Source organism: Prevotella sp. ne3005 (assembly GCF_900110085.1).
Taxonomy (GTDB): Bacteria; Bacteroidota; Bacteroidia; order Bacteroidales; family Bacteroidaceae; genus Prevotella.
This window is the reverse complement of the sequence record NZ_FOCK01000002.1, coordinates 321,475-339,180: the sequence shown is the minus strand read 5'-3', so window position 1 is coordinate 339,180 and position 17,706 is coordinate 321,475. Positions and strand designations below refer to the sequence as shown.

Genomic DNA, 17,706 nt, shown 5'->3' with positions numbered 1-17,706 from the left:
TTATCCGTGTTGGGTATGAATAAAATCGGTATTCTTGCGGTCGAGATGGAGAATGTTTTTGAGCATACGTAGTACAAGGCCGGGGATGGCTAAGACCTTGCTGAAAGAGCGTAGGCGAAGCTGCCTGGGGATTGCAATGAATAATGAAACTGCCAATACACCAAATAGCGCCCACCATTTTTCACACCATTCAGGAATAGTAAGTGTGATGAATATAGAAATACCCGTCAGTAAAACAATTAAGATGGAACGGGGAATAAGGGCCTGCTGGATAGTTTTATCAACAAAGTTAATCTTACCATGGATGATAGCATCGGGAATCTTGGGCAGATTGCTGAGGAGACTTTGTATCTGAGCTGTCATCCAACGCATACGCTGCTTTTGGAAATTCTCTTGGTTGCTGACTTTCTCATCAAAGACATGGATGTCTGGCGCATATTTAATGAATACCTCCTGATGAAGCAGGAGGGCTTCCATCTCACGGTCTTCACCTGCTGTGGATAGTTTGAAGACATTTTCTTTAAAAAGATTGTAACTGAAACACATGCCGGAACCAATCAATGCAGAGGATAGACCAAGGCGGTTATGAGCCTTTCGGAAGATGGTATTGTTGATCTCCTCGCTGGTGCCATCGAGGACGGCCACATCGTTATTGGCATTTTTGGCGCAGCGGTGGCACTGAATCGCATCATAGATATAACATAGTACATTCAACTGTGACAGGAACTCGGGACGAACCACATTGTCTGCATCCAAGATGACTACATTGTCAAAATCGCCCTTAACCTCGTTGATGGCATACTGCATGGCCTTTGCCTTAGAACTCTTGTCAAATGTAGGTGTCAGCAGCGTGATGGGTAATGTTCTGAGATAATCGTTGGTCTCAGGCAGCATGTGATCAGATATTACAGCAACAGTATAATGGTCTTTGGGGTATTTTTGTCCCAAAAAACGTTCCACAGCATTAATAATAACCCGATCTTCATTATAAGCAGGATAGAGGATGAGGAATTTGTTCATTTTGTTGCTCAGAGCCGCTGCGTGAATGGCAATGCGATCTTCCTTTTCATAGAACAAGGATATGATGGCAAAGAATGCCACGTAGGCCACAGAGCCCAAGATGATGACCCAAAGGGTAATATCTATAATATGTAATACATGCCACATCATCTTATCTTCTTTTTTAGAGAGTCCAATTTGTTGCCAATCAGTTTTGTACTGATGATGCCCCAAAGCGTGACAAAGGGAGACCGAAGGAATGTCTTGTTCCACATTTCATCAACTAAATAGTCGGGTGTGGCTAAAGCAAAGAAGAAGAGAGCCAAAGAGCCCAGTATCCACCATTTTATAACCAAAGTCATGTAGATGAATGGGAGTACTACACTCATCAGCATGATAATACCTACCATTGTGGTTCGGGGAAGTAGCATCCATTGGATGATCTTATCTGCTAAATCGTATTGTTTGCTAAAGATGGCACCAGGCAAGAACTTGATGTTACGAATGAAATTCTGAATTTGCTGGATGGCCCAACGACCATGCTGCTCATTCATCTTAAGCGTAGTACGTTGTTTTTCGCCATATACTAAGATATGATCAAAATAGTCAATGAAGTAGCCCTGTCGCAAAAGAAATGCCTCTAATTCCTTATCTTCTCCTGCCGTTTTGGCTTTCATCACATTGGTTTTAAACCAGTTGAAGTCATAGGCAGTGCCGGAGCCTGCTAAAGCTGCAGACATACCTAAAACGATATGGCCACGACGGAAGATGGCATTGTTGATTTCTTCAAATATAGAGCCCATCCTGGCAGCGGCTGTATCACGATTTCTGGAAATGCGATGCAATTGAATAGCTTTGGTGGCTGCCGTCTCAAAAGCATCATTAACCTGAGTAAGAAACTCTTGGCCCACAATGTTGTCTGCATCCAAAACTAAAGCAATATCATAAATCTTAAATTCAGGCAAATTCAAAATAGCATATTGGAGGGACTTTGCCTTGCTGCTTTCCGCAAAATCAGGTGTTAATAAGGTAATTGGGTATTGAGCCAACTTCATGTTGGTCATCTCACTCTGATGATCAGAAATTACAACCACATCAAACATACGCATCGGATATACCTGACCTAAAATAGAAACAACCGTATGCTCAATGACGTCATCCTGCATATAGGATGGAATCAGAATGACAAAGCGGTTTTGTTTTTTTGCCTTATTAAAAGCTGTATGTCGATTAAAAAGGGATGCAATGGCAAATACTCCGAGATAGAGCACAGTTATTGCGACCAATGCGAAAAGAGTCCAATCGATGATATATAATAGAATCCAAAAATCAAACTTCATACTCATAGAATTTAGAATTTGCAAAATCACATAGCGCTTGATAGATTGCCTTTACATGATTTTTATTTCCTTTTATCATATTCTTCAGAATGTCACGAGTGGAAACTAAACCTATTATATATATATATGATAGATATTTTGTTAACCCATGCCAATTACGTTTGACCAGTAGCTGGCGATTTCGGGTAATATAATATGTTCGAAGAGGACTGTTTTGACCAGTACTTTGACTCTCTTTATGATAGATGGTGCAAGCGGGCTCGTACCATATTTCATACCCGGCTCGTGCGAACATCATTGACCAGTCAAACTCTTCATAATATAGGAAGAAACACTCTGGCATCAGCCCTACTTTCTCTATAGCTTCTCGTTTGATGAGCATAGCTGCACCGTGGGCGTAAGGCGTAGGATGGGGAATATCATATTGACCTTTATCTTCTTCGCCATAACCAATTGCTTGGTTGCGGACCGTCATCTTGGATAGAGGTGTATAACCTGCAAATTGGACAGGATTATTACCCCATGCAAAGCGAATTTTGGGGCAGACCATGCCAATAGTTGACGAAGATTCTAGCCTGTCAATTAATGGCTGTATATTATAGTCTTTAAATATGGTGTCATTGTTGATCAGAAAGAGATACTTGCCTTTGGCTGCCTTTATTCCTATGTTGTTACCACCAGCAAAACCAAGGTTTTTGTTGCTACGGATAGTCTTTACTTGAGGATAGCGTAGCGAAATTAGAGCAGCTTCGTCTTCTTTTGAAGCATTATCTTCTACAATCACCTCCATGTTGTCGTTGAAGGGGATGCTGTCAATTAATGCACACGTATCTTCAAGCCCATTGTAATTGACGGTGATGATAGACAACTTATACTCGTTTTGCAAGTTTCTTTTCTAATTTGAGACGTTTTTTTTCTGTTTCTATTGCTAACTCCTTGGCTTCATATTCTTCGAATTCTTTCTCAAGTTTAGGCAATAAGAAAACTGTAGTTAATCCTCCGTAAAAAATGACGATATTGGGGAACTGCATCAATATCTGATTGGCATATCCTCCTAGATGAATTGCAGTAAAACCTGCACACCAAGCTGCCCCAATTCCCATCAATGAACGGTTTTTAATCCTGAAGAAAACAGTCCAACATGCACCTAATAACATGATGATGTTGCAAATCAGGAACCATGAAACACCAATCCAACCAGTTCTTACCCAAATAAACACATATTCTGAATCAGGTGGGATTTGAGAAACAATTTTGTATTTATTCCATGCAGGTATATCTCTTTCGAAAATGCCAATTCCTATACCCCAAGGCGCATCTTTCATATATTTAGAAATAGCAGCTTTATTAATGTCTCTAACATTGGCAGAGGCATCACTCGTATTAAAAGCTGAACGCATTCTTCGAATCTGATTATTTCCTTGCCCAATGTTAGTGAATATTAGCATTGCAATAAATAAACCAAATATGATGGATACGGGGATAATGATTTTAGCAGATTTTGATAGGGCTAGAAAGACTATAAAACCTGCAATCATGCAAAAAATGGCAGTACGCGTTCCTGACTGGAACATGGCCCATGTACATAATATACCAGCTATGCCAAAGAAAAACCTATATTTCTTTATTCTATTAGTAATAGTAATAATGAAGAATCCAACGGCAGCAGCAGCCATATGAATACCATAATTTGCAGCATCCGTGAATGTCCCAAAATATCTAATGATACCATTTACCATGTGTTGTCTTTGGTGATCTTGGACATACAGCCAATAAGTCTCTCCAGAGGTCCATCCAATATTTTTCTGTTTCCATCCCCAAAAAACCGCAAATAATGCACAACATGCCCATGCGAAAAATAAAAGATAGATACGCTTGGGCGTATTAATATATAAGGCAAAGACAATCACTGCATAAAGTAATTGAAAAGCCATTAAACGTATGCCCGTAAACCAAGCACTGACGTTCATACCTAATCCACATGTATCATTAAACAACTCAATAATACAAAAAGAACACCAGCCTAAAATTCCTACCAACATAAGGTTAGCTAGGTTCTCAAAATGGGACTCTCTTAAATCAATAATAGCAATGGCGATAAGTATAATCTCAAGAATCTCATTGGGCAATGAAGAAGGTATTCCGCTCGGCCATAGGCGCTCTTTCCCCAAAAACATTACAAAATAGTTGATCAGAAAGAGTAACCAGAATGTAAACATTCTATAGCTGAATGCCAAATAGACAAAGAGAATGGTGAATGGTAATGCCAAGTACATGGCCATACCATTGATACCAGAATTAACGAGAGAATAGATGCTTAGTAAAAATAGGAGAAAGAGTAATAGAACTCTTCCTCCGTTTTCTCGGGAATATGTAATATAATCCTTTGTCATTTGTTATTTTGCATGACTATTCTCAACTGCTGTCAATCCCATTTGAGAGATGCGATATACAAAGTTGTTAAATTTGGTATATGGTGGCAATTGGCCAACAAACTCTTCGACAGCGTAACGCTGAGCTTCTGTCAGATACATAAATAATGTGCTCTGATCTTTCAGTTGTGATTGTAATTCCTTTAATGCTTTCTGATCTACATCCTTCCATGTACGATTCGCGCGAGTCACTATCATATTAATAGTTCCCATATTTAATAACCCTGATGGAATGGAATTGTCATCCAAGTTGGGGTATTCGATAATGGCAATCTCGTTTGGCAGGATGTCCGGACAAATGTCTTTGATATCGTTGGCCATAATGAAGCGACTATCTTCTGCCAAGAAATCTTCATCGTATGTAAGACGGCGTACCTGAAGGCCGATAGATATCCAATAGTTCTCTAATTCCTGAGCAATGTAGCTTTTACCGTTAGCTGCATCGGTAGAGAGAAGATTCAATACATTCTGCTGGCCTTCCTTGAAGTGGGGGAGTAACGTTTTACTCAAGTTGCGTAACGCCATATCTGCTATTGTCTTGTTAAAGCGGCGATAGCGTAAGGTACTTTCTTTTGGGAAACATCCCATCACAGGAATCTTTGTGATTCGTTCGGAACGCATACGGTCGCGAAGTGTTCGATCCAACAACTCGATAATGAAGAAATACATTGCTGTTAACAAAAATGTAATCATAAATGCACCCAGTAGTATCATCATACGATTCGTGGGCTGCGCATTCATGGGGAACATAGGTGGATTGAGCACACGCAATGTCGCAGTGGTCATCTGAAGGTTCTTTTGGCGAAGACGCGCTGCGTTGAGAGCCTTCAACATCTCCATATAATTCCCTTCAATAAAGCCTATATGCCTTTCTTTTCGTCCTATAGTAGCACCAATTGGCGCATAATATAGTATTTCTTTATCTAGTTTCTGACGCATGATGTCCTGGGCACTTTCATGGGCCTTGGTTTTTTCAAGCAACAAAACTTGTTCCAACCATTTATCAATCATTTCACTGGCTTTCACACCGCTTTCAGTACTATAGGTACCTGCTTCAATGTCTTTTACTAAACTTCTTACATTATTTTGAGCATCTTGAAGCATACGTTCGGCCTTTGCCAGTTCTAATTGGGACTCGACACCACTACCACCGCCTTCACTACTCATTAGGCGAAGGTTGGAAATACGAGACTGAATACGGGATATATCTGTCACCTGATTAGTAAAGTCTTTATTTGCTTTGATGATTTTTGCACGGTCACCTAATTGACGCTCCAAATAGTCCATCAGAGCACGAGTAGTCGTTCTGTCTATCAGCAAATTGTTATCAGATACTTTCTGGCCAGCATCAAGTCCTGCTAATTGCTTGGTTTGTTCTCCATAATTAATAATGCGCTTTTCTACATTATAGCGAATCAAATCATCTTCTGCATTGGTCAAAATACGATAAAGACGAGCTACTTCACGCTCAAAGAACTTGATGACATTATTGGTTTCACCATAACGGAGTAATGCATATTGACGAGCAAAGACCTCGTTTAGAATATCCAAAGTATTATAGGCAATACCAGCATCATTTGCAGAGTAGCCTATATCAATAATATCTGAACGGTTTAATTGTACAACTTTTAACCGTCCCGTAATGCTATTAATTCCAAACCAAGGATGATAGTTTGTTAATCCAAATATGAAATTATCTGCAGATGGCTTTTCGTAAGCCTTTAAATTAGCATAGGTCGCATTTTCACTGTTGTGGTTAATCAGTGCTTTTACTTCTGCAGGAACGCTATTACTGAGTTGACGAAAATGTTCTGATGATATATAGTTATTATCCTTATTCGGATTACCATACATCATGCAACGGGCAAACAGGCGTAGAGATACCTCATGAATAGTCGCATCTGTGGTAATCAACAACATCAAGTTTGTCATATTAGTTTGAGATTGTCCACCAGCGGTACCTGTACCACCTTCAATGTTATAGGCAGTTATCATACCTGTATAGATGGTTGTGTTTGTGTTGTATATACGCTCCATGTGACGGGTGGAGAACCAAGCTACCACCAAAGCAATTAATGGTAGAATGATGAGGTACCAACGAATTTTGTATAAGAATCGAACTATATATCTGAACAAATCCATAATCCTTCGAATTTAATTATTTATTTTGTTTCTTTGCTGCTTTAGCTGCTGCTTTTTCTGCTTTTGCTTCTGCTTTTATTAACTTCTTTTCTTTTTTCTCCTCTTCCTTGACTGCTTTTTTGATTCGCTTTTCAACGGCTTTATTTTCTTTGGCAATCTCTTTGCTAGATTTACTCTCTTTTTGATCCAATGTAATTTCTGTTGTGGAGTTTGTGATGATTGGAGTATGGGTTAAAATCTCTAAAGTAATGATGTCGGTTGTAATCGTCGTTTGAAGTGCTTGGTATGATTGAACAGATCCGACTTCTCTTTGCTTATCAAATGCATATGCACTAATAGTTTGATTGCCATTTTCAAAATCTTCTCTATTAAGGGAACCTGCTCCAATATATGCAGCGGCAGCCTCCCCCGTAGCTTTAAGAGCTACTAAGTTATTGGTAATTCTAACAAATAAAGTTGCAATTTGTAATTTTAATTGGTCGAAGGCAATATCTTTTGCTAAAACAGCTTGATCTGCTTCCATTTTTTTTCGTTTGACAGAAGCTGTCAAGTCTAAGATATCTTCTAATGGTAAATTTAAACTTGCGCCTAAATTCCAATAATTGGTTTCAGAGCCTTGATATTGCATCAACATTGGGGAATATGCATTTTCTGAAGTGCCCCAACTATCACCCTTACCATAACTAATGCTTGCATGGGCTCTTAGATACGAGAAAATATGCCTTTTTTGCTTAGCCACTTCTGCTTGAGCAAGCTGTTGTGCCTTTTCAAGGGTCAATATCTGAGGGTTGGCTTTCGCATTCTCAAAGAGAATGGCCAAAGGTGGCAAGTGGAACTCTGAGAAATTGATTTCCTTATCATTACTGGAGTCAAAGAATCCAGCAGCGATACCACTCTCGTCGAACTGGGCGTAAGCCTGAGTTCCTGCTCCAGCGATGGCTACAATAAATAGGAGTCTTTTTAACTTATTCATTGTTATCGGGTTATGATGATTTTTAAACGTTGTTCTTTTGTACAAATGCTGTCAGCGTACGGAAGATAATCTGCATGTCCATCTTGAAACTGTAGTTACGACCATACTCAATATCCAACTGCTTACGCTCCTCAGCTGACATCATGCCGCCTTTGCCACGCTCCTCGACCTGCCAGAGACCTGTCAGTCCTGCGGGAGCCATGAAACGGTCGATACTCTTGTCGGCTGTGAGCTTTTCAGCTTCATAGAGAGGAAGGGGACGGTTGCCGACAATCGACATGTCACCCTTGAGGATGTTGAAGAGCTGCGGGAGCTCGTCAATGCTGTATTTACGGATGAACTTACCCACCTTGGTGATGCGGGGATCATTCTCAATCTTCACGAAAGCACTGTCAATTTCTTCCTGTTTTTCCTTGGCAAAGTCACTCTCGGCTACAACATAGTCATCGCCAACAAGCATGACTTCATCATCGCTGATCATCATATCAGATTCCATGCCCATGTCCATCATCATCATCTCAGCCTCGGCACCAAGTGGGGCGGTAATGGTGTGATCCTCTTCTTTCTTCTCTTCGTTCTTCTCCAGATACTGGTTGCCGGCTTCTTTGGCAACTTCTTTCAGACGCTCTTCGGCATCGCAGTACATAGAACGGAACTTGAGGAAGTTGAAAATGGTGTAGTTGGTTCCAACACGCTTCGACTTGAAGATGACGGGACCCTTGCTTTCCAAACGGATGGCAATGGCTGTCAGCAGGAAGACGGGAGAAAGAATAATAATAGCCAGAGCTGAGAACACAATGTCGAAAACACGCTTCCATACTGGAATCTTGAATTTCAGCATTTTGTAACGGGGTGTCGTGTCGTCGAACATTTGGGACTCACGGTCGGCAATGAAAGTGATCTTTTTGTTGAGCTCTGTAATCGAAGCATTGACATCAATGGTGTCATTAATGCCGCACCTCTGATATACCTGACGATCATCCTTGTTCATGTTGTGGGTGAGCAGGATGATGTAAACACTCTTGTTCCTCTTTTTCAGATAGGTAATAGCCGTGATGTCTTCCGCTTGCTCAGTCTGCTCATAGAACACAATGAAATGCTCATTGCGAACATGAGTAGAGCAGGCGGCTGCCGCATCTTTGTAATTCTTCGTATATTGTACCAGACGACCGGGAATGTATCTCAGACGTTCTTCGGTCTCAGGATTACTACCAAGATATACTACACCTAACATATATTATAGTCCTTAAGGAATAATCTTCTTAACTCGGATTTTAAGTTCCATCGGGTTGAAGGGCTTCACAATGTAGTCTTCTGCACCAATCTCTAACAGGCGGATACGCTCACTTGTGGAGTCTTCACTGGAGAGCATAATGACCGGGATGTGCTGGAACAACTCGTTTTGCTTAATCCACTCCAAGAAGTCATCGCCGCGCATGCCCGGCATGCGGATGTCAGAGATGATCAAGTCGGGTGTGTTGCCTGCCTGAAGCCACTTTACTCCTTGCAATCCATCGGGCAACCACTGTACATCGTAGTCGCTCATCAGGTAAATGGAGAGAACCTTTGCGATGGTCTCTTTGTCGTCAAGTATTAGTATTTTTTTCTTCATATATGAATTAATTTATCCGGAATTACGTGATTCTAAAGTGCAAAGGTAAACAAAATATTTTAATTGTGTTCAAAAAATAGTAAAAAAATCACTTTTTTTTGTAAAAAAGTTGCCTAAATGAAAAAAAAAGGGGAAATTTGCGGTAAAAAGTACTGTAAACAGACACTTATTATCATATTTAATTATGGCAAACAGATATCTATTAGGTTTTGATGTTGGTAGCTCATCAGTGAAGGCATCACTCGTTAATGCCGATAGCGGCAAGTGTGTAGCAACAGCGTTTTATCCCGAAAAGGAGGCTCCTATTCTTGCCTTGAAGGCAGGATGGGCTGAGCAGGATCCTCAGATGTGGTGGGAGAATGCTAAGTTAAGTTTGAAAAAGATTATGGCAGATGCCGGTGCAACTGCCGAGGAGATTAAGGCCATCGGTATTTCATATCAGATGCATGGTCTGGTCTGCGTGGACAAGAATCAGAAAGCGCTCCGTCCTGCAATCATCTGGTGTGACTCCCGTGCTGTTCCTTATGGTGAGAAGGCATTCAAGGATTTAGGTGCAGACCAGTGTCTTAGTCATCTGCTGAATTCTCCTGGAAACTTTACGGCTGCTAAGTTGGCATGGGTGAAGGAGAATGAGCCAGACCTCTATAATAATATATATAAGGTGATGCTGCCAGGTGATTATATCGCTATGCGTTTGAGTGGCACTATGAATACCACCGTCAGCGGTCTGAGTGAGGGTATGTTCTGGGACTTCAAGAATAATCAGGTGGCAGATTTTTTAATGAAATATTATGGCTTCGACCAGAACCTGATTGCTGACATTGTGCCGACCTTCGCTGAGCAGAGTGTGGTGAGCGCAGAGGCTGCAGCTGAGTTGGGCCTGAAGGCAGGTACACCGATTACCTATCGTGGTGGTGACCAGCCGAATAATGCTCTCTCACTGAATGTACTGAATCCTGGCGAAATTGCCGCTACTGCTGGTACGTCTGGCGTCGTATATGGTGTGCTTGGTGAGGTGAACTACGATAAGCAGAGTCGTGTGAATACTTTCGCTCATGTGAACCATGCTGCAGATCAGACTCGTCTGGGTGTGTTGCTTTGCATCAATGGCACGGGTATCCTGAATGCCTGGACGCATCGTAACATTACACCTGACGTGGGTTATGCAGAGATGAACGACTTGGCTGCAACTGTTCCCATTGGCAGTGAGGGCGTGACTATCATTCCGTTTGGAAATGGTGCTGAGCGCGTTTTGGAGAATAAGGAGATCGGATGTTCTATTAACGGCGTGAACTTTAATAAGCACAATAAGGCTCATCTCGTCCGTGCTGCCCAAGAGGGTATCGTCTTCTCTTTCTGCTATGGTATGGAGATCATGCAGCAGATGGGTATGGACATCAAGAAGATTCATGCCGGTAAGGCCAACATGTTCTTGAGCCCGCTGTTCCGTGATACTCTGGCTGGTGTGAGCGGTGCCACTATCGAGCTTTATGATACTGATGGTTCTGTAGGTGCAGCAAAGGGTGCCGGTATTGGTGCTGGTATCTATAAGAATGCCGATGAGGCTTTTGCTACATTGGACAAACTGCAGGTTATCGAGCCGGATGCTAAGCGTCGTGAGGAATACCTTGCTGCTTATGCCGCTTGGAAAAAGACTTTGGAAAGTAAACTGAAGTAAGTTTTAAAGCAAATAAAGAAGCCCGCCAAATCGGCGGGCTTCTTTATTCATTTATACCAATCATTGTTGTTCTTACCTCCTGAGGTAGACCATTCGAGGAACTTTGGATAAAGTTCATTGATAGGCTTCTTCTCGTTGTCTCTCACCAGGATGGTTTTCTTAAACGGCTCGATCGTTGTGCCACTGAGGAAGAATGCAAAGGGATAGTTTCCTTCTCTGACATAGTAGATGCCTTTAGAAGGATCGGAAAGGTCATCTAACGTGCCAAAATAAGATGTAATCATCTTGTTGGTTGGTGCTTCTTTTGGAATATGGACTTCCCAACGGCCGCCATCCTCATTTCTATAAATGAATGGCTTGACTTTGCTTTTTTGATTATTCGTAATGCCACCACTGTATTCGAACTCAATAACGAATTGTGTGCCAAGGGTTCCTGTGATATCATTGGTCAGGAGATAGGTATTGCCGTCCTTCTCAAAGCTTGCTTCTTTTACATCAGCACCCTTGATGGTCTTCATCTTGACGCTGGTAGGAGCCTCCTTATTATCAATAGTCACTGCGAGGCCGCTCTTGAGTGTTACGTAGTTCTGATAGGTGGTCAGCTTCACTGTCTCCTTATAGATCTTGGATTCTGTTGTATTTACATCAGGTGTCTTCCAATTCCATACTTGTTCAAAGTCCACTACGGCATCGTTCATGTCGTAATCACCCTTGGCGGGCCACAGGTCCTCAAAAGCATAGACACCAGTCGTCTTTGTCTCTTTTTCCTCTGGGTTGGGAAGATTTTCAAACACACCTACAGGCTTTAATGCCAAGATGAAATCATCGAAATCATCATCGTTGCAAGCGTCCTCAAACGACACAATAGCATACTGCTTTCCTTCTGCGTTCTGATAGGCAAACTTCGCTGTACGAGCCTGACCAGTTGGGTTTGGAATTCCATAGGTTCCTTTATCCGCTGTGTTCTGCTCTGCATCGTCAGTGCTATACGACAGGCCATCCGTACTCGATGCCCAAGAATTGTACTGGCGTGAGATTTTAGTACCTTTCAAATCACCAAGGTAGATGTTGTGGTATTTCTTGTTGCCTACAGGCTTCTGCATACCCCAGCCATTTGATTTCAGGATAAATCCGATTCTTGTTCCTTTGGGGAATTCCTTGGTAGCACCAGAGTAGTCACCATTGGCAATGTTTGGATAGTACATCAACTGAACCATATCGCCAGGCTGGAGGGCAACGTTCCCATTGTATTTGTCTCCTGAGCCAGATCTTTTAGCAATAAAATCCGACATACCATCCTGCGTGTTGGGGAACAGCATGATGATGTTCAGATCCTCAGGCTTTGTCGGTGTCTGCCCCTCTGGATAATAATAGTAGCCCATAGTGCTGTTCCAGCAGGTATTGCCTCCAACCACGGTAACAGCCACTTCGCTTGTCTCAGTCAATGCAAGGTCATACGCTTGCCTGTACTTCATGGGGCAATGACCCTTATTGACCAAAGTATTACCGATGGTCTGCTTAATACTTTTCATCTCTGCCTCTGTGAATGCCATTTTCGAATAACTCTCGTCGCTGCTTGCCATCAGGTATGAGGGTCTTCCTGTATTAGCATCCCACGTCCCGAGAGGTGTATGCCAGTCTTTGTAGATCCTTGTGTCTGTCTTGTCACCAGTTCTCCAGTCTACGATGTAGCTCAATTGGTAAAGCGTCTCAAGACTCCTAGTCTGGGTGCCGTCTTCGCCGCGAGTCCTAGCAAATGCTCCACGGGTAGCCGCGGCTGAAGATTGGGCTGTCACTTTGGCAGAACCACTCAGTACGTCGCACTCCAACAGTTGATCCTTCACAAAGAAGTTACCTGTGTATACATAGAGATGCTCTGCGTAAGCAGGAAGCGTAACAATCTCATTAAAGATACCAGAGGTGTTTGTGAAAGCCTCAAATACTGGTTGGATGTCATTCTTCAATACAGGGTCAGTGTCATCCGACAAAGGGTATTCGGCATAGATGCTGAACCATACGGCACCTGCTTTACAAGCAGAGTAATCTACGCCCAAATTGATAGACTGGGTTGTTGAAAAATCGAACAAATTGGCTTCTGGCTTGACAGGCGTTGGCTCTGGATCAGGGTCTTGATTGTTTCCCTGATACAAGTCGGTCTTCGAACAACCCCAAATCATCATTGTTGTCATGAACAATAATGAAAAAGACTTCATCGTTCTCATATTCATACAAATTTAAATGTAACTTAAATGGCTAATGTAAAGCGCAAATATAGCAAAAAAATTCTATTTGTAGGTAAATATCGTCGATTTTTCTTTCGCCTTTAACAATATTTATTATTTGGGGCTGCCGAAATGGTTATTCCAAAGAGTTCTGGTACCAATCAAACAATTTCTGTACACCCTCCTCAATCTCCACTTTGTGAGTCCAGCCGAGAGAATGGAGTTTTGATACGTCAATGAGTTTGCGCATGGTGCCATCGGGCTTGGAGGCATCAAACTCAACCTCGCCCTCGAAACCTACAGCTTTTACAACCAACTCGGAGAGTTCGCGAATGGTGAGCTCCTTACCTGTGCCCACATTGATGTGGCAGTTGCGGATCTCCCCTAATTGGGGAATGGCACCACCTCGGCCTGCAGAATGGTTTCTGTCAACAGCGCCATCGGTGCTTGCACCATAATGGACACTGGAGTATTTCTCGATACCAATAATATCGGAGAAGTTCACGTTCAACAGCACATGCACGGATGCATCAGCCATATCTTCACTCCATAGGAACTCGCGAAGCGGGGTTCCAGTTCCCCAAAGTACCACCTTATTATTATATATACCGTATTTGGCCAAAATGTCGAGGACCTTCTGGCGGGGTGAGAGGTAAGAGGTGAGAGGTGAGAGAAGACCTTCGCCTGTAACTCCTTCCACAGGGCGTTTGTTCAGATCGATGGCGATCTTATCCCATTCTTCGTCATGGATGAGTTTAGCCAGGTAGATCTTGCGCATCATGGCTGGCATCACATGGGAGTTCTCCAAGTGGAAGTTGTCGTTGGGACCATAGAGGTTGGTGGGCATCACGGCAATATAGTTGGTGCCATACTGTAGGTTGTAGCTTTCGCACATCTTCAGGCCCGCAATCTTGGCGATGGCATATTCCTCGTTGGTATATTCCAGGGGCGATGTCAGCAGACAATCCTCCTTCATGGGCTGGGGCGCATTCTTAGGATAGATACAGGTGCTGCCCAGGAAAAGCAGTTTCTTTACCCCATGGGCATAGGCCTCGCTGATAACGTTACACTGAATCTTCATGTTCATCATGATGAAGTCAGCGCGATAGAGCGAGTTGGCCATGATACCACCTACGAAAGCTGCTGCAAGCACTACTGCCTCAGGCTGTTCTTCGTCGAAGAACTTCTTTACTGCCACCTGATCTGTGAGGTCGAGTTCCTTGTGGGAGCGACCAACCAGATTGGTGTAGCCTCGCTGAAGCAAATTATTCCATATAGCTGAACCCACCAAACCATTGTGGCCTGCCACATATATTTTAGAATTTTTATTTAACATGATCATCTTTAATTTTGGCACGGATTACACGGCTTTTTCAAAGACACGGCTATAAAAGCAGTGTTAATCCGTGTAATCCGTGCCTAATAATTATTCGTCCATGTGAGCTTTAAGGAAGAGTTTCTTCACGAACTTCATATCGTGCTGAACCATGATCTTCACCAAATCAGGGAAGGATGTCTTCTGCGGATTCCAACCCAACTTAGCCTTGGCCTTGGCAGGATTACCCAGCAACTGGTCAACTTCTGCGGGACGGAAGTATTTTGGATCGACCTCAACGAGCGACTTGCCCGTAGCTTTGTCGTAACCTTTCTCGTCAACACCATCGCCACGCCATTCGAGTTCGATGCCTACCTCCTTGAAAGCCAATGTGGCAAATTCGCGAACTGTGTGATACTCACCTGTGGCAATCACAAAGTCATCTGGCTCGGGCTGTTGAAGGATGAGCCACATACACTCTATATAGTCCTTGGCATATCCCCAGTCACGGAGTGAGTTGAGATTACCAAGATAGAGCTTGTCCTGATAGCCTTGAGCAATACGGGCTGCGGCCAGCGTAATCTTTCGGGTTACGAATGTCTCACCGCGACGTTCACTCTCATGATTGAAGAGGATACCATTGCAGCAGAACATATTATATGACTCGCGATAGTTCTTCATGATCCAGAAACCATAGAGTTTGGCTACGGCGTATGGAGAACGGGGGTAGAAGGGAGTGGTCTCACTTTGGGGAACCTCCTGTACCTTACCATAAAGCTCGGATGTTGAGGCCTGGTAAATGCGACAGGTATCGGCCAAGCCACAGATACGTACGGCTTCCAGTAAGCGCAAAACACCGTTGGCATCAGTATCGGCTGTGTATTCCGGTACATCGAATGATACCTTCACATGGCTCTGGGCAGCCAGATTGTAAATCTCCGTAGGACGAACCTTTGAGATAACACGAATCAGCGATGACGAGTCCGTCATGTCTGCCCAGTGAAGATTCACCAGACGGGATTTCTTCATATCACGTACCCATTCATCAAGATACAGATGTTCAATACGGGCGGTGTTGAATGAAGAGGAACGGCGCATCAGTCCGTGTACCTCATAACCTTTTTCAATTAAGAATTCTGCCAGATAAGAACCGTCTTGTCCGGTAATACCTGTAATAAGAGCAACTTTTTTATCCATATTAATGTTTAATCGTTTCCTGAAAATTGTTTGATTCGCTGTTCCTCAGATAGCTTGCAGATGAGGAGCGTGTTGTCTTTCTCTGCTACGATATAACCGTCGAGTCCCTGGATGACGACTTTTTTCTCCTGGGTGGTGTGGACGATACAGTTATGGCTTTCTATCAGATTAATGTCCTCGCCAATGCTGACATTTCCATAGAGGTCCTTCTTGCTTTGCTCGTGCAGAGAGCCCCATGTACCTAGGTCGCTCCAGCCGAAGTCGGCAGGACAGACAAAGATCTCCTCAGCCTTCTCCATGATGGCATAGTCAACGGAGATGTTCTCGCACTCGGGGAAGCGACGGTTAATCTCTTCCTGTTCTTTATCCGTGCCGTAGATGGGGAGCATCGACTCAAATATCTTGGACATGGTGGGCTGGTAGATACGAAAAGCGTTAACGATAGTACTTACATTCCAAATAAAGATACCAGCATTCCAAAAGTAATAGTTCCTTTTGATATATTCCTGCGCAGTCTCCAGATTGGGCTTTTCACGAAAGGAATCCACACGGTAGATTTCTTTGTTACGTAAGGAACTGGTGCTCAGATCGGCCTGGATATAACCGTAACCCGTTTCTGGACGATTGGGCTTCATACCTAAGGTAACGATGGCATCCGTTTCACTGGTAAACTGCATGCACTCTTTTATGACACGCTGGAATTCAGCTGTATTCGTTACTATGTGGTCGCTAGGCGTTACAACAATATTGGCCTTAGGATCCTTTGACTTGATGCGCCAGCTGACATAGGCGATGCATGGAGCTGTGTTTCGGCGGCAGGGTTCGCATAGGATGTTCCCCACAGGCATATCGGGCAGTTGTTGTTTGACGATATCTGCATATTTCTGGTTTGTCACCACCCAGATGTTTTCTGACTTGACCAAATTTCCAAACCTCTCCACGGTAAGCTGAAGTAAGGTTTTTCCTACACCAAGTACATCTATAAACTGCTTGGGATTCTCAGATGTGCTCATGGGCCAGAACCGGCTGCCGACGCCGCCTGCCATGATGACCAGATGATTGTTTGTCTTTGCCATAACTAACAATTTGTTGATAATAATCGGCAAAATTACAAATAATTTTGGAAAATAAAGAATTTTTTGATAAAAATCTCTATTTAAGCTACTTTATCTTGCTTTTTCTTCATTTTCGCCTTGATGACGAAGTAGATGACGGCCACCAAGAGGAGACCGAGGATAGCGATTTTGATATATTCCGCATATTCACTGATTTTCTCGTTCAACTGATTCTCAGGGACGATAGCGTGCAGATACCAACCCATCGCTGCCAAAACACTGTGCCAGCCACCGGCACCGATGGTGGTGAAGAGCAGGAACTTGCCATAATGCATCCGAGCCAGACCGGCAGGGATGGAGATCAGATGACGGATAACGGGCACAAAGCGGCCTGTCAGGGTAGCGGCTACGCCGTGATCGTCAAAATATTTTTCACTCTTCTCGACTTTCTCTTGGTTCAGCAGACACATCTTGCCCCACTTGCTATTAGCAAACTTATAGACCACAGGCCGACCAACATATAGGGCGACAAAGTAATTGATGCTTGCACCGATGTCGGCACCCAGAGTGGCATATAGAATCACTAAGAATACATTCAGTGATCCACTGGCGGCATGATAGGCGGCAGGGGTTACTACAAACTCTGAAGGTACTGGAACTACCGTACTTTCCAACAGCATCAGTATGAAAATTGTGGGATACCAGCCGAGGCTGTTCAGGATATTAGTGATGAAACTCATA

General features: G+C 43.1%; 14 protein-coding genes. 1 reads left to right on the top strand and 13 read right to left on the bottom strand.

Annotated elements, in window-relative coordinates:
• Genes BMY16_RS04415 through BMY16_RS04380 form a run of 8 tightly spaced genes read right to left on the bottom strand, consistent with a single transcriptional unit; the run spans position 1 to position 9,498 of the window.
• A complete protein-coding gene (locus tag BMY16_RS04415; protein WP_091840365.1) occupies positions 1-1,170 on the bottom strand; it encodes a glycosyltransferase family 2 protein in 1,170 nt (389 codons plus the stop codon).
• Entirely contained in the window at positions 1,167-2,339 is a 1,173-nt protein-coding gene (locus tag BMY16_RS04410) for a glycosyltransferase family 2 protein (protein WP_170835999.1), read from the bottom strand. The genes BMY16_RS04415 and BMY16_RS04410 overlap by 4 nt, the downstream gene beginning before the upstream one ends.
• Positions 2,329-3,225 (bottom strand): glycosyltransferase family 2 protein, encoded by an 897-nt coding sequence (locus BMY16_RS04405; RefSeq protein ID WP_091840362.1) that lies wholly within the window; start codon positions 3,223-3,225, stop codon positions 2,329-2,331. The genes BMY16_RS04410 and BMY16_RS04405 overlap by 11 nt, the downstream gene beginning before the upstream one ends.
• Positions 3,209-4,732 carry an O-antigen ligase family protein gene (locus BMY16_RS04400; RefSeq protein WP_091840360.1) on the bottom strand — a complete coding sequence of 508 codons (1,524 nt, stop codon included), beginning with the start codon at positions 4,730-4,732 and terminating at the stop codon, positions 3,209-3,211. Before BMY16_RS04400 ends, BMY16_RS04405 begins: the two co-directional genes overlap by 17 nt.
• Before the next feature lie 3 nt (positions 4,733-4,735).
• The gene (locus BMY16_RS04395; RefSeq protein WP_091840358.1) at positions 4,736-6,913 is read right to left on the bottom strand and encodes a GumC family protein; all 2,178 of its coding nucleotides are present in this window, start codon (positions 6,911-6,913) and stop codon (positions 4,736-4,738) included.
• A 16-nt stretch (positions 6,914-6,929) separates the two neighbouring features.
• On the bottom strand, positions 6,930-7,886 hold the full coding sequence (locus tag BMY16_RS04390; protein WP_091840356.1) for a TolC family protein: 957 nt from the start codon (positions 7,884-7,886) through the stop codon (positions 6,930-6,932).
• 22 nt (positions 7,887-7,908) lie between these two features.
• Positions 7,909-9,120, bottom strand: coding sequence for a sugar transferase (locus BMY16_RS04385; protein WP_091840355.1), 1,212 nt, complete (start codon positions 9,118-9,120; stop codon positions 7,909-7,911).
• A 12-nt stretch (positions 9,121-9,132) separates the two neighbouring features.
• Positions 9,133-9,498, bottom strand: coding sequence for a response regulator transcription factor (locus BMY16_RS04380; RefSeq protein ID WP_036912994.1), 366 nt, complete (start codon positions 9,496-9,498; stop codon positions 9,133-9,135).
• Between the two features lie 184 nt (positions 9,499-9,682).
• Between BMY16_RS04380 and BMY16_RS04375 the strand changes: the two genes are divergently transcribed.
• Positions 9,683-11,176, top strand: coding sequence for a xylulokinase (locus BMY16_RS04375; protein ID WP_091840352.1), 1,494 nt, complete (start codon positions 9,683-9,685; stop codon positions 11,174-11,176).
• Between the two features lie 47 nt (positions 11,177-11,223).
• Here the strand turns inward: BMY16_RS04375 and BMY16_RS04370 are convergent, their stop codons facing one another.
• The 5 genes from BMY16_RS04370 to BMY16_RS04350 all read right to left on the bottom strand — a co-directional run bounded on the left by BMY16_RS04370 (position 11,224) and on the right by BMY16_RS04350 (position 17,705).
• Entirely contained in the window at positions 11,224-13,398 is a 2,175-nt protein-coding gene (locus tag BMY16_RS04370) for an LruC domain-containing protein (protein ID WP_170835998.1), read from the bottom strand.
• Between the two features lie 136 nt (positions 13,399-13,534).
• Positions 13,535-14,734: a GDP-L-fucose synthase family protein gene (locus BMY16_RS04365; protein WP_091840553.1), complete on the bottom strand. Its 1,200-nt coding sequence runs from the start codon at positions 14,732-14,734 to the stop codon at positions 13,535-13,537.
• A 90-nt stretch (positions 14,735-14,824) separates the two neighbouring features.
• Positions 14,825-15,910, bottom strand: coding sequence for a GDP-mannose 4,6-dehydratase (gmd, locus tag BMY16_RS04360; RefSeq protein ID WP_091840349.1), 1,086 nt, complete (start codon positions 15,908-15,910; stop codon positions 14,825-14,827).
• A gap of 8 nt (positions 15,911-15,918) precedes the next feature.
• Positions 15,919-16,986: a mannose-1-phosphate guanylyltransferase gene (locus tag BMY16_RS04355; RefSeq protein ID WP_091840347.1), complete on the bottom strand. Its 1,068-nt coding sequence runs from the start codon at positions 16,984-16,986 to the stop codon at positions 15,919-15,921.
• Between the two features lie 80 nt (positions 16,987-17,066).
• Positions 17,067-17,705: a DedA family protein gene (locus BMY16_RS04350; RefSeq protein WP_091840345.1), complete on the bottom strand. Its 639-nt coding sequence runs from the start codon at positions 17,703-17,705 to the stop codon at positions 17,067-17,069.
• Between the last annotated feature and the right edge of the window lies 1 nt (position 17,706).

Coding starts and splice junctions, on each gene's coding strand:
- BMY16_RS04400 (WP_091840360.1), bottom strand. CDS start 4,732: ATGACAAAGGATTATATTACATATTCCCGAGAAAACGGAGGAAGAGTT.
- BMY16_RS04380 (WP_036912994.1), bottom strand. CDS start 9,498: ATGAAGAAAAAAATACTAATACTTGACGACAAAGAGACCATCGCAAAG.
- BMY16_RS04355 (WP_091840347.1), bottom strand. CDS start 16,986: ATGGCAAAGACAAACAATCATCTGGTCATCATGGCAGGCGGCGTCGGC.
- BMY16_RS04395 (WP_091840358.1), bottom strand. CDS start 6,913: ATGGATTTGTTCAGATATATAGTTCGATTCTTATACAAAATTCGTTGG.
- BMY16_RS04370 (WP_170835998.1), bottom strand. CDS start 13,398: ATGAGAACGATGAAGTCTTTTTCATTATTGTTCATGACAACAATGATG.
- BMY16_RS04390 (WP_091840356.1), bottom strand. CDS start 7,886: ATGAATAAGTTAAAAAGACTCCTATTTATTGTAGCCATCGCTGGAGCA.
- BMY16_RS04375 (WP_091840352.1), top strand. CDS start 9,683: ATGGCAAACAGATATCTATTAGGTTTTGATGTTGGTAGCTCATCAGTG.
- BMY16_RS04350 (WP_091840345.1), bottom strand. CDS start 17,705: ATGAGTTTCATCACTAATATCCTGAACAGCCTCGGCTGGTATCCCACA.
- BMY16_RS04365 (WP_091840553.1), bottom strand. CDS start 14,734: ATGTTAAATAAAAATTCTAAAATATATGTGGCAGGCCACAATGGTTTG.
- BMY16_RS04415 (WP_091840365.1), bottom strand. CDS start 1,170: ATGATGTGGCATGTATTACATATTATAGATATTACCCTTTGGGTCATC.
- gmd (WP_091840349.1), bottom strand. CDS start 15,910: ATGGATAAAAAAGTTGCTCTTATTACAGGTATTACCGGACAAGACGGT.
- BMY16_RS04410 (WP_170835999.1), bottom strand. CDS start 2,339: ATGAAGTTTGATTTTTGGATTCTATTATATATCATCGATTGGACTCTT.
- BMY16_RS04385 (WP_091840355.1), bottom strand. CDS start 9,120: ATGTTAGGTGTAGTATATCTTGGTAGTAATCCTGAGACCGAAGAACGT.